Source organism: Parabacteroides sp. AD58, assembly GCF_023744375.2.
GTDB lineage: Bacteria > Bacteroidota > Bacteroidia > Bacteroidales > Tannerellaceae > Parabacteroides > Parabacteroides absconsus.
Map to the genome: position 1 here is coordinate 365164 of NZ_CP146284.1, position 13918 is coordinate 379081.

Annotated in this window: 15 protein-coding genes; all 15 read right to left on the reverse strand. The window is 50.9% G+C overall.

The window, feature by feature from the left end; all coding sequences use genetic code 11:
- Positions 1-110: 110 nt before the first annotated feature.
- A complete protein-coding gene (gene traM, locus NEE14_RS01550; RefSeq protein ID WP_025066792.1) occupies positions 111-1346 on the reverse strand; it encodes a conjugative transposon protein TraM in 1236 nt (411 codons plus the stop codon).
- Positions 1346-1837, reverse strand: a complete 492-nt coding sequence (locus tag NEE14_RS01555) for a hypothetical protein (protein ID WP_005938435.1) — start codon at positions 1835-1837, stop codon at positions 1346-1348. The genes traM and NEE14_RS01555 overlap by 1 nt, the downstream gene beginning before the upstream one ends.
- Positions 1838-1858: 21 nt before the next feature.
- Positions 1859-2455, reverse strand: coding sequence for a conjugative transposon protein TraK (gene traK, locus NEE14_RS01560; RefSeq protein ID WP_005938437.1), 597 nt, complete (start codon positions 2453-2455; stop codon positions 1859-1861).
- Positions 2456-2473: 18 nt separating this feature from the next.
- The gene (locus NEE14_RS01565) at positions 2474-3622 is read right to left on the reverse strand and encodes a hypothetical protein (RefSeq protein WP_005938439.1); all 1149 of its coding nucleotides are present in this window, start codon (positions 3620-3622) and stop codon (positions 2474-2476) included.
- Positions 3623-3653: 31 nt separating this feature from the next.
- On the reverse strand, positions 3654-4301 hold the full coding sequence (locus NEE14_RS01570; protein ID WP_372588037.1) for a DUF5045 domain-containing protein: 648 nt from the start codon (positions 4299-4301) through the stop codon (positions 3654-3656).
- A gap of 28 nt (positions 4302-4329) precedes the next feature.
- A complete protein-coding gene (locus NEE14_RS01575; protein WP_005938442.1) occupies positions 4330-5028 on the reverse strand; it encodes a hypothetical protein in 699 nt (232 codons plus the stop codon).
- Between the two features lie 14 nt (positions 5029-5042).
- Positions 5043-5780, reverse strand: a complete 738-nt coding sequence (locus NEE14_RS01580; protein WP_005938444.1) for a hypothetical protein — start codon at positions 5778-5780, stop codon at positions 5043-5045.
- Entirely contained in the window at positions 5768-8608 is a 2841-nt protein-coding gene (locus NEE14_RS01585) for a TraG family conjugative transposon ATPase (protein ID WP_005938446.1), read from the reverse strand. The genes NEE14_RS01580 and NEE14_RS01585 overlap by 13 nt, the downstream gene beginning before the upstream one ends.
- Before the next feature lie 16 nt (positions 8609-8624).
- The gene (locus NEE14_RS01590) at positions 8625-8915 is read right to left on the reverse strand and encodes a hypothetical protein (RefSeq protein ID WP_005938448.1); all 291 of its coding nucleotides are present in this window, start codon (positions 8913-8915) and stop codon (positions 8625-8627) included.
- A gap of 29 nt (positions 8916-8944) precedes the next feature.
- Entirely contained in the window at positions 8945-9256 is a 312-nt protein-coding gene (locus NEE14_RS01595; RefSeq protein WP_050560719.1) for a DUF4134 domain-containing protein, read from the reverse strand.
- Positions 9257-9469: 213 nt separating this feature from the next.
- Positions 9470-10153 (reverse strand): hypothetical protein, encoded by a 684-nt coding sequence (locus tag NEE14_RS01600; protein ID WP_005938452.1) that lies wholly within the window; start codon positions 10151-10153, stop codon positions 9470-9472.
- A 10-nt stretch (positions 10154-10163) separates the two neighbouring features.
- A complete protein-coding gene (locus NEE14_RS01605; protein WP_005938454.1) occupies positions 10164-10760 on the reverse strand; it encodes a hypothetical protein in 597 nt (198 codons plus the stop codon).
- Positions 10741-11178 carry a hypothetical protein gene (locus tag NEE14_RS01610; protein WP_005938457.1) on the reverse strand — a complete coding sequence of 146 codons (438 nt, stop codon included), beginning with the start codon at positions 11176-11178 and terminating at the stop codon, positions 10741-10743. The genes NEE14_RS01605 and NEE14_RS01610 overlap by 20 nt, the downstream gene beginning before the upstream one ends.
- Positions 11179-11198: 20 nt before the next feature.
- On the reverse strand, positions 11199-12053 hold the full coding sequence (locus tag NEE14_RS01615) for a ParA family protein (protein WP_005938460.1): 855 nt from the start codon (positions 12051-12053) through the stop codon (positions 11199-11201).
- A 232-nt stretch (positions 12054-12285) separates the two neighbouring features.
- Complete coding sequence (locus NEE14_RS01620) at positions 12286-13881, reverse strand: relaxase/mobilization nuclease domain-containing protein (protein ID WP_005938462.1); 1596 nt, start codon at positions 13879-13881, stop codon at positions 12286-12288.
- Positions 13882-13918: the final 37 nt, after the last annotated feature.

Sequence of the window (13918 nt, forward strand, 5' to 3'; positions counted from 1 at the left end):
ATTTGATTATTTGTTGATTCCGTTACTTGTAAACTTGCTTACTCTATTGCTTGTAACCTTACTTACTCTGTGATTAGTAAGATAGTTTACCTATTTTCATTCTTGACCTTTTACCTTGCTTCCTCCGAGTTAATCAGATAGACAATCGTGTTGTACTTGATTTTCGCCTTGTTCTTGCGGATGTTGGACGAGATGGCCGAAGAAGCTGAGTTATAGACATTTTGCAAGGCTTGAAGTGCCAGGGCTTCACCGGAAATACCGGAACCGTAGCCATCCTCCGATTCAAAACTGATGTTCTGTTGCACGGCACTGGAGCTGGCATCCTTCACGAACTCACGGAAAGAACTTTCCGGTACATAGAACCCTTCCATGCCGTCATTATCGAACACAGAAAGTTTCACGTTAATGAACTTATCACCGACCAGAATACTGGTAATGGTAGCCTTCACTCGCTGCTGTCCAAAGCCTGTCACTGTCCCATACAGGTAGGTGCCTTTCTTCAACTTGGTATTGCTGACAGTAATGTCATCCAAAAGTTTGAAGCGTAAACGAGTACCTTCCTTGGCTTTGGTAGTTTGGTCAATCATCGCCCGAATGAGCTTGGCTTCCGCTACATCATCAGGTGAGGTCACTGTGTGGAACTTCTCCGCATTGGTATCACCGGACTTGATGACAAGCTTTGGGCGGTTGCGTTCCTTTTCAGCCTGACGGACCCTTGCAATGGAGTCCTTCCGCTGCTTCTCTGCCTGTTCATCCCGGTCAAAGCGCCCGATACCCAACCCGCTTTCAATGGCCTTCTGACGTTCGTAACTCCTGCGTTGGATTTCTTCCAGGTCTTTAGCGAAGTCATCTTGTGAGGTATAGCCATCAGTAGCTGTTGATGAAGCGGTTCTGCTTCCATTACCAGACCTATTTCCGGAAGGAGCATTGTCCCCGTATGCAAAGGAATTGATATGTCTTCTGGATTCGGCCAACGACCTTTCCAGTTCCTCCATTTCCTGCTGCTGACGGATGCGTTCCGCTTCCGCTGCATCCAGCTTGTTGAGTTCGTCTTCGCTGTAGCCGTGCTCCAATTCTTCGGCTTTTTTCTGTTCTTCTCCGATGGCACCGACGGCGGTAAAGGCATCCTCGTCCCCGAAACGGCGCGACATCTCATACATCTTGTCTCCGGCTTCCTCCGCATTGGCTTGCGGCAGTTCCGTATTGATGCGGTCGGTGGCAACCGTCTGCTGGGCATCTTCGCCGCCCCCGAACGTCTGCATCACAAAGTACACCAGGGCACACAGGGGAATGAACACCACCAACGGGAAGATGTACTTGGGCTGTTTGAAATTGATTTTTCTGATCATGGATGGTCATTGTTTTGAAGTGATTTGACGATGGATTCCAGCCGGTTGTAACTTTGTACGATGTGGATGGAGTCCTGATGGCTTTTACGTGGTATCGCAATGAGCGAGTCCAGTTCCTCCCGGATCAGCTGCCCTTCATGGGTCAACTCTGTCAGCGTGGAACGATGGATGCTCTTGTTTGCCTGAATGGTGCGGAACCCAGCAAACACGGGTTCCAACTGGGCAATACTGCTGACATCCGGCTCACGATTATTTTGCTGTCCGACACCATCTATTAAAACGGTACTTACCAGCAGGAAAAACAGCGAACCGGTGACATAAGCAAAGGTGCGTCTGGGATGCTTCCTTGCCCAGATGTTGGCCAAACGGATGCGTCCTGCCAGACGATACCTGGTGCCGACGGCTCCCAACTTGGGTTGCAGCCAGGAGCGTATCAGGTGATGCGTCTTGAGCCTGCTTTCCTGAAGTGTCTTTCTGAATGATTTCATGGGGTACTTATTCTCTATAGGTTAGTAATCTAAATCTTTGTTCTCCAGCGTCCTCCAATTCGTAATCATCAGACCGTGCGGATTGTTCCGGGTACGGGGAACTGATTCGATGTAGCCTGTAGTGACCATGGAGCGTTTCAGGTCCCGAGTACGGCGCTTGATGAGCTGCGTTCCGTAGTAGGTAAATTTCCGTTCATGTTCGTCGAACTGAATGGAGTCACACATGATGGTACACACCGCTGAAGAAGAGATGATATCAGAGTAAAATCCGTTCTCATCCAATGCCTGCTTCTGCTTGAGGGCAGTACCATCTGCCATATACATTGCCTTGCCGACCGTCCACTTGATGTAGTCGTTGTCGGGAGGCAGGTTAAAGAAATACTGATGGAAGAGCTGGATATGCGCCTTGGCTTCCATCGTGAAGTTCGCTTCCAGCTGGGCACGCTGTGCCAGGAAGGGAATGTCACCGTCCAGTATGTAAATCTGCTCCCGTTCTTTTGTCACGAGCGAGATGCAGCACCAGACGGTGAACCCGCAGATGAGGGTGCAGCCACCTATCGTGGCCAGCACCGTCATCAGGGCGAGTTTCGTTTTCTGTGCTAAGGATTCTATAAGCATAGGGAATGGTTTGAGTGATTACTTCTTGTTGTTGCTGTTCTTGGATTTGCTCGGTCTGACCAAAGAAGCGGCACCGCCGGCTGCAGAGCCGACCACACTTCCTGCCATACCTCCTGCCATCGCTGTCATGCCCATCACGGTACTGCCGGCTGCTGAACCTGCACCGGAGCTGACACCGCCCGGAATCAGCCACGAAGCCACTTCGGGCACAAAGCGGATGATATAGGCACCCACCAGCATTCCCATGGCATACATGCAGTTGGAGCCGATGCCCTGCAGTCCCAGTGCGCCAATCTGTTCCCAGGAGTTTACCGAACCATGAAGCAGGTGGTTGTAAGCTATGAGGTCCTGCTGCAGGTTATAGAGCAGAATGAAGTCGATGTAGTAGATACACATATAAGTGACGAAGCCCCACAGCGAGAGGGAAAGGAACTTCGACATCCACTGGCTCCAGGCCGAATTCCAGGGCGGCGCCAGGGACAGGGCGAACATGATGGGACAGAAAATCATCAGGATGGCCATGAAGATGCGCTGCGCCACCAGAATGCCGTAGTAGGACATCTGGAATATCAGTTCCCCCACAAAACGGATGACATCGTTGATCCATTCGCTCATCTTGGTTTCAGCCGCCACGGCTGCCCGCTGGGCATAGTTGTTGATGGTGTTGCCCAGATTCTCCACGTTGTAGATGAGTTTGTCCCACCAGGCAGCATCCTGTCCGATGGCGGCTACCTGCTGGGCGGTGGAAATGGAGTCCTGTACGGCTCTCAGCCGGTCGAGGTATTCACTCTGTTTCTGCGCCACCTTCAACTCGAAAGCGGCCACTTCCTTGTTCTTGGCTTTTGCCATGGCCTTGGTAGCGGTTTCCAGTCCTTTGCCGGGAACCTGCAGGGCCTGACAGATCCACGAGGAAGAAGAGATACAGATGGAAATGCCGATGATGCGCAGGAGTTTCATCACGTCCATGCCGCGCCGCCCGAGCATCATCATCCAGCATTCGTAGGAGCCTACACAGAGCGCCAGCAACAGGCCGAGGATGCGTGCCAGTCCGATGGCATCACCCAGCACCGCCACATTGGGAAAGGTTTCCATGGCGACCAGCAGCTTGTCCAGACTCTCGTCAATGGCAGGCAATCCGATGGTTAATGGTACTAACAGTAGATTCATATTTTCATTCTATTTTCGTTACATATTCCTTTTAATAATGCGTGGAAGCCACCGCGCAGAGGTTGGCGGTCCGTTTGACCAGTTCTTCCATCTTCTGCCGGGCTTCCTCGTAAGCCTTCTGCCGCTTGGCATTCTCCAGTCCGTAGCCGACTCCCATCTTGTGGATGTAGGCGATGTCGGCACAGAGGATTTCATTCTGGCGGCTCAGTTCGTCCACCTGGTACTGGAGCTTGCCCTTGCTTTTCTGCATGCAGTAGAGCAGTCCGTCGGTGATGCAGTCCTGCATCCGGTTGAACTCGTCCTTGTAGGAAGGGAACATCAGGTCCACGTTGCGGTCTGCCTCGCGGAGCAGTTCCTCCTGATAGAGTTCCTCCATCTTCTGCCGCTCTTCCTCCACCTTCTTGATTTTCTGCCGCTGGGTCTCTTCCGCAGTTACCCGGGTGGGCATGATGCGTTTCACGTTGGATTTGTGCTCCTTGAAACGTACCCGGAAGCCGGATTGAAATCCTGCCCACTTCCAGTACATTTCCGCGCCCGAGTATTTCTTGTGCAACAGGAAGTAGTACCAGTCCGGTGCGAAATCCCATGGACCGTTCTCCATGGACTGCCACTGCCGGGCCTTTTCCTTGTCCTTGGTTGGACGCTGGGCATGTCCGCTATAGGGACACCCCATCAGCATCAGTGCGATGATGCCTGTGATGATTGCTTTAGCTGACATATCCTTTGTTCCATTGATTGATGACACGATTTGCTATCTCGTCCTTCACGTTGGAGTTGAGTATTTCCCAGATGTAGTCGGGCTTCCAGCCGCAGTCGGTAATGAGAAAGCAGTAGAGGTTCGCATTGTCCACGATGTAACGGGCCTTGTCGATGGTGGCTTTGAGCGTCATCACCAGGTTCAGCTTCTCGTCCATGGAAGCCTTCATCAGGTTGATGCCCGAAGCGGCCACGGAAGCGTAGAGCTTGTAGCAGTGCTTCACTTCCCGGGCTATCGCCACGTTGGCATCGGCATAATACCATCCCACAAAGGGCTTCTTCTTGACATGCTTGAAAGTGTTGGAGGTAAAGTCCTTGTACTCCTTGACCAGCATGTAGAGCGAGTTGGCGGTGGAGGAAATGGCTCCGGCCAGTACCAGGTACGAATGGGCATTGCTCATCTTGGTGTTTAGCGCGGTCCGCACTTCGTTGAACTTGTTGGCGCCTTTGGTGACCATTGACTGCTCCCCGAAACTGGTGGCCACTCTGCCCAGTGCCTGGTCCTCGTCCTTCTTGATGCACTTGTGCAGGGCTATCAGCGCTTCAATGGTCGGCAGGTCCTTGGGTATGACTACAGCGGTGGCCGTACCCGGCACCAGAAGGAATAGCATCAAACAGATTGCGCCCAATTTCTTTTTCCAGTGTTCCATAGCTTTTTCATCTTTTAGTTAGCAGCCACCAGTCCGTTCCAGTCCGATACGAGTCCGTCCACCTGGTTGCGCATGGTCATCACGTTGGCCCATCCCTCGGGGTCGATGGCAAAGCAGAGGTCATTCAGCGTGGCATACTGTGCCATGAGCATCATGCCGTCCACCTTGTAGCGGATCTCATTCAGATTGGTGTAGATGGAGTTGGCCAGTGACATTCGCTCGTAGCGGTCGAGCATGTTATAGCCGTCGCTCTTCTTCTCGGCAGTGCCTTCTCCCTTGAGCGGATTGGGAATCCTCGCATTGTTCACGATGTTTACGAAGTTGCCCACCAGCTGCTGTGTTTCCATCACCAGCCCTCCGAGTTCCGTCAGGCAGTAGAGCTGGTTGGTGAACTTCGCCTTGCTGACCGTCTTTATCAGTTCCGGCACATTCCGGATGATATCGAGGGCACAGCTGCCGATTTCCTTGTAGTACAGGCTCTCCGTACCGAAACCGGAGATGTTCTGCATCGACAGTTTGTAGAGTTCCTTCATCGTGGCCATGCTGACCGAATAGAGTTCCACCTTCTGCTGTTTGGCGGCGATGGTGTCCAGCCGGGCATTGTGCTGTTCCTCGATGAGTTTCTGGGCGGCAAGGTTGGACGACACGATTTTGATGCAGTTCTTGTCCACAACGATGCGCCATCCGGCATACATTTGCGTTGAAGCGGCAAGCATCAGTACCGCCATCAACAGGAATCTTAACTTGACCATAATGACATGACTTTTTGATGTTGATTGACTTTTCTGGCAAATTCCAGATACTTATGCCCGCCGTCCCGTTTGCGGTCTGCCTCTATGTGCGTGATGGCTTCCTGCATGGTTCCGTAGTGGGCCAGATAGAGTTTGAGGGCTTCCTTCTCCGTACGTTCGGTAGTGTAAGCCCAGTAGCATTCCGGTGCTTCCTCCACACCGTACACATCCGAGTATTGTCCCCGGCATATCCAGACTTCCTTGAAATAGCTGCGTCCTTCCCGGTTGTTCAGGGCATTGATGGTAAATATCTGCTGCCTCTGGATGGGGGTCAGTCCCAGGATGGCGGCAATGTCCTCGTAGCGGTCCTTGAACTTGGTCTGGTCGAGCAGTATCTTCACGTCGGAGTTGTTGATGATGGCTTCCTTCACGATGGGCGAATCTATCACATCGTTCAACTCCTGAGTAACGACACCTGCTATGCCGTGGAACTTTCTTACCGTTTTGTACAAATATTTTATATATTCTGCCATGGTGGGCGAAGCAATTGCCTTCCACGCTTCCTCAATAATCAGCGCCTTTCGTCCTTTCTTGATACGCATCTTCTGCAGGAACACGTCCATAATGATGAGTACCACAATCGGGAACAGCACGGGGTCATCCTTAATCTTGTCGATTTCGAAGACGATGAACTGCTCATCGAAGAGGTTCACGTCCAGGTCGGAGTTCAGGGTCATCTCCAGTTCGCCTCCTCGGTAGAACTGCTTCAGGATGGCAGCGAAGTCTCGGATGTTGAACTGAATCTTCTCCTGTGCCACGATTTGCGGAATGCGTTCCAATGCAAACTCATAGTAAGAGTTGAAGGACAATTCCCGGACTTTCAGTCTGCGTTTCTGTTCCTCGATGTGGTCTATCTGCTTGTCTATCTTGATAAGCATGGAGTTGTTGTAGAGTTCCTTCTTGTAGTTCTCGATAATCTGCAGGGCACGTTCCTTTTCCCCTTTGCTGGCAGCTTCATCCTGGGCAAGGGCATAGAGCGAACGGCACTGGCGGAGCAGCTTGAGTCGCCGGGCTTCTGCCGGAAGCATGAGTGCCCTGCTTTCTGCCTGCTTGTCCCTTTCGGCTTCTCTGATTTGGGCATCAATGTCTTCCATGCTGTGGGAGAACTTGTCGTAGTCTTCTTCCATCTTGGAGGCAACCAACAGCTTTTGTCTCAACCCTTCACGTTCCTTTTCGGTGAACTTGGTGAAGGGCTGGAAGTAGGCTTCGTAGTATTCCACGATGGTCTGGTTGATGAGCATGTCCTCAATCTTGCTTGGAAAGTCGTTACCCTTGAATATCAGGAATATCAAAGACTTCAAGAAGTTCTTCTTCTCCCCGAAGTTCAAGTCATACTCTTCTTTTGTTACCTTGAAAGGATTCATGGAGATGGGCTTCTCCTTCGAGTAAGAAATATAGGTTCCCTTGTAGTAACCACAGATACCTTCATAGGAATCACCCGTATCGACCATAACCACATCCGTCTTTTGCTCTAATAGTTGACGAACCACGCTGTTCATGTGGAATGACTTCCCGCTTCCTGAAGGTCCGATGCAGAAGAAGTTGGCATTATCCGTCATCTTCACCTTACCCTCTTTCCCTGTGATGTCAATACACACTGGCAGCCCCTGGCGGTCGGTGTAGTATGTGGTCAGCGGAGTATCTTCCGAGCCCTTTAGATGTTCCTTGAAAAAGAAGCACAGAGCGGCATCGGAGAGCGTCAAAAAGAGGTCATAGTCCGGATTGAAGGCATAGCCGTTGCCGGGGAAGCTGTCGGTAAACAATTCCAACTGGTTGTAGGCGGTACGGGACGGCATGATGCCGCATTCATACAGCTTGGTTTCCAGATAGGAAGTGACCGGGGTGACCTTGTCTGCCGGGCAGCTTACCAGAATGTTGAAGTTGCAATAAACCAACTGCGTGCTGTCCACAGCCAGGCGGTCCAGCACTTCCTCAATGTCTTCCTTCGCAATCTTGTTGCTCGGGTCAGGCATGGAGCCGTGACGTTTGGCCTTTGCCTGGAGTTTTCTCAGCAATTTTCGTTGGTTCGGTATCTGTACCACCTGGTTGAACACCACACAATCAGCATGGGGCACACTCGTCAGAAAAGAGAACAAGTCCGTAGCGATGCCGTAGCCGTTGATGTTCATCTGAGTATAGGGCTTCACCAGCGAAGGCAGGTTAATCTCGTCTATATCCACCAGCGGATAAGAACGGACTACCCGGTCGCCGATTTTCAGATACTCGTCTGATGCCTTGAAGTTGGTCATCGAGAACGGACCATGCCGGAACTGGAAGGCCATGAAGCGGTGGCAATACTCGTTCACCTCTTCCTTGGTCAACTTCCGATGCTTGATATTCTTCTCCTTGAGAATGTCGCTCACTTTGGAAACCTTGGAATGGAAGTCCAGCCATCTCTTCGGGTCGTACTGAACGAACTGGCTGTGCTGTGCCTCCTGCGTGAGGATAAGGTAGGTACGTATCTCCGTAAATTCTCTTCCCTCAAAGTAACGGAAGTAGCTTTTGGTTAGGAACTCTGCATCCTCCGGCACCTCATGGTGGTAGGACTGCTTGCAGAGCACGTCCTGTTTTTGCAGGGCATAACCCTCGCCGAGCGTCTGTACCACATTGGAGAGCACATCCTGAAAGAGCATGTACTGCTCCGCATCGGTACAAAGCTGCTGCACGGGATTGATTATCTCGAAAATAACCGACGGTTCCCCCTTGGCTGAAAAAAGGACGACATTGCCGTCCGTTTCCTCCAGCTGCGCATAAAGGCCGTCAAATATTCTTTTCTTGGTACGTGCCATAATCATTCATTTTATTTTACGAGTTACGTCTCAGATTCTTGTAAACATGGATACCCTTTGCCCGCCGTTTGTTGTGGAGACCGCCACGCTGCTTGACGTAAATGGTGACCAATCCGACCACTGCCATCACCAGCATGGCGATGAACCCGGCAAGCTTTCCCAAAGCGATGGAGAAACCGATAAAACCCACGAATGACACACCGATGGCCGCTGCTGCCAAAGTCAGGAAACGACCGCGTATGCCCATGAACTCCAGCGGTTTCTGCAAGCCTTTGAAAACGGGATAACCCTCCTGATTCATCGTCATAATTCTGGATAGAATGTTGACAGATTGGATTACTTAAAGAAGAGCGGAAGAGCCTCAGAAAGAGCGATAAATGCAATACATCCGCCAATGGTCAGCATGATAGTTTTCTTGACATCCTGGTCGCCGTTCTGCATCTTAAAATAAACGTTAAAAGCTCCTACTAAAACTATAACGGCTGCAATCGCTTTCATCAAGTTTGACACCGGAGTCTGGTAGGAACTCACTTCCTGGGTGGCTTTGGTAAAGCCTGCGGCTCCCTTGCTGCCTGCCATCGCTTCACCGACCGATACCGTAAGGGCAAAGATGAACATGAGGCATTTCTGTACCACACTGCAGGCCATAAGGCGGTTGACTGCTTTTTCAGAAGAACGCTGGATAGAGCGGAAGATGCTTTCGTTTCCGCATACGAGTTGATTGAGTTGTTTCATTGTATATTTCTTTGATAATGGATTTCATCGCCAAAGGAACAGAGGTCGCCAAAGAAACAGAGGTCATTCAAGTATCAGAGGTCGCTAAAGGAACGGTGGACTTTCGTCCAAGTAGTATCGGGTGTATTACCCGGCATATCGCATGCTTTCGCAGTGATAGATAATGGTACCCAGGTCACATTCACCGGTTTCGGCCAACTGGTCGATGGCTTTGAAGATGTCATCCACCAAAATGCCGTCTGTCAGGATGGCTTCTCGATAGGTCGGTGAGCGGTAGGGTTGGTCGTCATCGGTACTTTCTTCGGATGCTTGTTCGCCAGAAGGTTTTTCAGATTCTTCTTCAGCAGTTCCCTCGGTCGTTTCATCATCAGAAGATTGGGAAGAAGCTGCTTCCTGTTCGTTATCCGATTCAGTTGCCTGTGAAGGAGTTGTAGTACCAGATTCAATTTCATTGTACACATCTTCAGAATTGTCTGATTCCTCTTGTTCATCTTCGGTTTCTTCTTTCCATTCCTGTGAAGTATCGGCATCCGATTGAGTTGGAGAAGCATCGTCATGCTGACTGTTTTCAGAAGCATTCTCGCTTGGAGAATCTTCTTTCTTTTCCTCTTCTTTCTTCGGTTCCTCCCGACTCACCTTGTGAGGTCGGAAAGACTGGGCTTCGTCCGATATGTCTATATCCTCCTCTACATGGTTATCTTGTTCTGCCGCTTCCGCTGCCTTGGCTCGCTGGATGTCCATCACAATCAAGAAGGCATAGTAGCATAACAGCGCCACAAAGAGGATCGAGATTATTTGTCCATAGGTCATGATTGATTCTTTATAGCAGGTTAGACAATACCACCGTGGCTTCGACCGGAAAAGGCAGGAAACGGAATCCCAGTTTGGCGCCTCTCATTTCCGATTCCTTGATTCGACGGATATGATCGGGATAGTAGAGTATGCCGTATTCCTCTCCGGCCACATAGCCCTGTGACCTGAGCCAGGAACGGAGGCGGACTCGGGCCCGGTTGGACACAACCTTAATGCGGGTGATGGGACTCAGCCCAAAGATGACCCTGCGTCTTTCCCGACGCATGATGTCGGTGTGAATCCTTGAAAAGAGGTTGAAGTCTTCCGATGGGGTACGCTTCAAGCCCATATTGGCGGCAATTCTCCGCACATATTCTCTGGACACACCGAGATCCTTTCCGATTTCGGCAAAGGAGCGGTGCCCGAAGTGGTTGCGTATGTAGTCTGCACGTTCGAGCCAACGGGTTTTTTCCATCTTCTTGAGCCCCAGCTGACGTGCCTTCATCTTCACGGAGCGTTCGCTCATATCCAGCACCTGTGCCGTGTGGGGTGTGGTTTCGATGGGATACAGCTGGACGAGCAGGGCTATTTTCTGTTCGGTCCAGTTAGTTCTTCTCTTTCTCATAGGCTTGCTGATTGAAGTTGGTAAACAATGATTTCTTTTCCCTGCGAAACTGGGCCAGCTGCGGCAGGTAGGCATCGAAGAAGGAGCGGACGATGGCATTGACCATGTCGGAGCGGCTACGGTTGTAGATGACACAGTCGTCGAGTGAGTCTGCCAGGTCGCGGTCCAGCCTGCAGACCAGCCTTTCGCTCTTGTCGTTCTGTTCATCGGAGGCTTCCAGATGTTTCAGGAAGTCGTTCCAGTATCTTTCCTGTTCAACCTGAGGAGAAAGGACTGCTTCGGTGTTCTCTTCCGTTGTTTCCTCCTTGTGAGATTGGGGTGTGGGTTCCAACATATCGGGCGATTCGTCTGCCAGAATGATGTCGGGGTCATTGATGCCTTGCATAAGGTCATCCAATGCCGGAATGTCATTTTTCATACGCAATGCTATTTTGATGGTTACTGATTGAGTTGATTATCGTCTGGCTCTGCTGCTTCACTTTCATCTTCTGCTGCGTCCTCGGACAGGGCGATGGATGTGGCGGCGGCCTGATACTTTTTCTTTCCGCTCTTGGGATAGAGGTTTTCCGTGAGCTGGATGCCGGAGAGTTCCACTTCCCGCAGAGGGTCCAGGGTGTCGAAGATGCAGGAATACAGCTTGTCAAAAACTTGGGCTGCTATCGGCAAGGCCATATCCAGACCTGCAATGGTACTGAACCTTTCCATGTCTGCCCGTTTGGGAATCTTGGCGGTGACATACCCGTAGTTGGAAAAGGTTTCCCGGGTGTTGTCCCAAAGGAGGAGTTCCGAGCGCCTGCCCACACGGAGATCATGCTGATTGGGTACAATGAAGAGCCGGGCTTTCATCTTTGCACCGACCATTTTACGGAGCCGATCCAAAAACATCAGGAAGCTGGCGGTGGAGGGAACCGTTACCAGGTCATAGTGAAAAGGCACAACGATGATGTCGGAGTTGACAAACATCGGCACCAGTCCGTTGGCCATCAGGCTGCCCGGTGAGTCCATCAGCGCCACGTCTATCTCCGGGTCGTTATGGAGTTTCTCGACCAGCGAGGTCATGGCATTGTTGTCGTTGACTTCGTAGGACCATACTTCATAGGGGATGAGTTCTTCTCCGTAGCGCTTGATGTCTGACTTGCGGCACTTCATGATGGAGTGCTGGAAGTCGCAGTCGATAACGACCACACGGACGCCTTTCGTCACCAGGTAATTGGCGAAGGTTACGCAAAGGGAGGTTTTTCCGACACCTCCCTTCTGGTTGGCAAAGGTTACTATGACAGGTGTCTGTATCATGTTGTTTTTCGTCTGAATTAAATCGGAAGCAAAAATAAATTCCAGGATATTGATAACCTAAATGCACAACATCAGTGTGCAGGGAATCGGGCAAACTTTTGTATTTTGAGCTGTTTTACCGGAGTTTTTCTGTCTATATGCCCGAAAAGATTACAGAAGGTAGTCCCATGAAACTGAAAATGCGAAGATTTCCTTCAATCAAACAATATTCAATCATCTGTCCATCATTCATTTACCATTTCATGGAGTGGCCGTTGTCCACTTCGTCGTAGTTGGTCTTCTTGCCGACTTCCCATTCACGGTTGGCGCTGTGGCTGCCGACACCTTCTTTCCGGAGTTTGCCCAGTCCTTGATGCGACTTCCGCTGCAAACTCTTGACTGGATTGAGCGTCTTCTTCTTGGACTTCTTGAACGGCACTCCCTGGCGCTTTGGCTTCTTGGATTTCTTCTTCACCCGTTCCACATCGAAGCCTTCTTCATTCAGGTTGATCAGGATATGTTCCTTGAAGTTGATGGCATAGTAGGTATCATCGACCTGACGGATGATGAAGCCTTCCTGGTACATGGCGCTGCGGGGGGACTTCACTTCGGAATCACTGAAGATTTCATGCAGGCGGCTGACGGAATCGGCATACTTGGGAGGACGCTCCGTGGAGATGCTTACCATATCCGGGCGGTCCACCTTGAAAGCCTTGCACAGCAGTTCCACTTCGGCTTCATTCTGCGGACGGAACTTCTCGATGAAGCTGATGCGGTTGTTGCGGTTGATGGCTGCTGCCATTTCTTCCGGAAGAGGTCGGGACTGGCCGTCGTAGAAGATGACACCTTTCTTTATATAGGCATGCTGTTTCTTGAGTTTCTGGAAGATTTCTCCCTGGGTTATCTTGGGGTTCAGCTGGAGTAACTGGCCAATGTAGGCTTCAATCCGATCAAAGCGTTGTTCGGGAGTAGCAAAGTCGAGGAGTTCTTCTACGGCTAGAACCCGGGCACCATGAATGACGGTCTTGTTGGCATGGTCAATCAGCATGTAGCCGTAGGGTTTGTCTTTCTTGCCGAAGAAGACCACATCCACGCCGAAATTCTTCTTCATTTCCTTCTGCAGTTCTTCCTTATTGGCGCATACATCCCGGTATTTCTTCAGGCAGGCTCTCAGCTGGCGATTGCGTGCCTTGTCCTGATAACCTTTCTTATATAGAACTTCAATCTCTGTCAGGGGGAGTTTCTTTTGGATTCGGCCGCCTTGCTTGACGAAGACGTTCCCGTCTTTCTGGAAAACTTCATAGCCCATGGTTCCCATCACGGCCTTGAACTGGGCAAAGGAGGAGAAACTGTACTGCTTGGCGGCCTCGATGTCTTTCTCTGTCTTTTGTGTTCTGTCGGTTCCAAGTATCTTGTCAATAACCACCTGCGAGCGCCTGCGTTCATGGTCGTGCTGTATCTTGCGACCGTCGGGCGCCACTCTCGAAGTCACAATGTGCAAGTGAGTGTTGTCTGTATCGTGATGCGCATAGATGAGCCAGGGTTGTCCGGATTCGGCATACCCCATTTCCTGCAGATACTGGTGCGCGAAATCAAGTAACTGCTGTTCCGTCATCTCGTGGCCCTTGCAGGAGATGGCTACATGGAACTGAGGTTTCTGAATCCGGCTGTTCTGGGAACTATAGAGCTGGAGGAACTGCACCAGCTGTTTGGCGGTCGGATGTTCCGAAGCGTCCAGTCCACCGAAGTTCCGCATCTCCAGCAGGGTGGCCACTCCTTTAAAGACCTTGTGTTCGTTGTAGCCGACGGCATGGAAGTCGGCGCTTCCGGGAAGGATGGTTGCTATCATGGTATGTTCATTTGTTGGGTGATTCGTGAAACAAGGA

Coding starts and splice junctions, on each gene's coding strand:
- NEE14_RS01555 (WP_005938435.1), bottom strand. CDS start 1,837: ATGAAATCATTCAGAAAGACACTTCAGGAAAGCAGGCTCAAGACGCAT.
- traK (WP_005938437.1), bottom strand. CDS start 2,455: ATGCTTATAGAATCCTTAGCACAGAAAACGAAACTCGCCCTGATGACG.
- NEE14_RS01565 (WP_005938439.1), bottom strand. CDS start 3,622: ATGAATCTACTGTTAGTACCATTAACCATCGGATTGCCTGCCATTGAC.
- NEE14_RS01570 (WP_372588037.1), bottom strand. CDS start 4,301: ATGCTGATGGGGTGTCCCTATAGCGGACATGCCCAGCGTCCAACCAAG.
- NEE14_RS01575 (WP_005938442.1), bottom strand. CDS start 5,028: ATGGAACACTGGAAAAAGAAATTGGGCGCAATCTGTTTGATGCTATTC.
- NEE14_RS01580 (WP_005938444.1), bottom strand. CDS start 5,780: ATGGTCAAGTTAAGATTCCTGTTGATGGCGGTACTGATGCTTGCCGCT.
- NEE14_RS01585 (WP_005938446.1), bottom strand. CDS start 8,608: ATGGCACGTACCAAGAAAAGAATATTTGACGGCCTTTATGCGCAGCTG.
- NEE14_RS01590 (WP_005938448.1), bottom strand. CDS start 8,915: ATGACGATGAATCAGGAGGGTTATCCCGTTTTCAAAGGCTTGCAGAAA.
- NEE14_RS01595 (WP_050560719.1), bottom strand. CDS start 9,256: ATGGCCTGCAGTGTGGTACAGAAATGCCTCATGTTCATCTTTGCCCTT.
- NEE14_RS01600 (WP_005938452.1), bottom strand. CDS start 10,153: ATGACCTATGGACAAATAATCTCGATCCTCTTTGTGGCGCTGTTATGC.
- NEE14_RS01605 (WP_005938454.1), bottom strand. CDS start 10,760: ATGAGAAAGAGAAGAACTAACTGGACCGAACAGAAAATAGCCCTGCTC.
- NEE14_RS01610 (WP_005938457.1), bottom strand. CDS start 11,178: ATGAAAAATGACATTCCGGCATTGGATGACCTTATGCAAGGCATCAAT.
- NEE14_RS01615 (WP_005938460.1), bottom strand. CDS start 12,053: ATGATACAGACACCTGTCATAGTAACCTTTGCCAACCAGAAGGGAGGT.
- NEE14_RS01620 (WP_005938462.1), bottom strand. CDS start 13,881: ATGATAGCAACCATCCTTCCCGGAAGCGCCGACTTCCATGCCGTCGGC.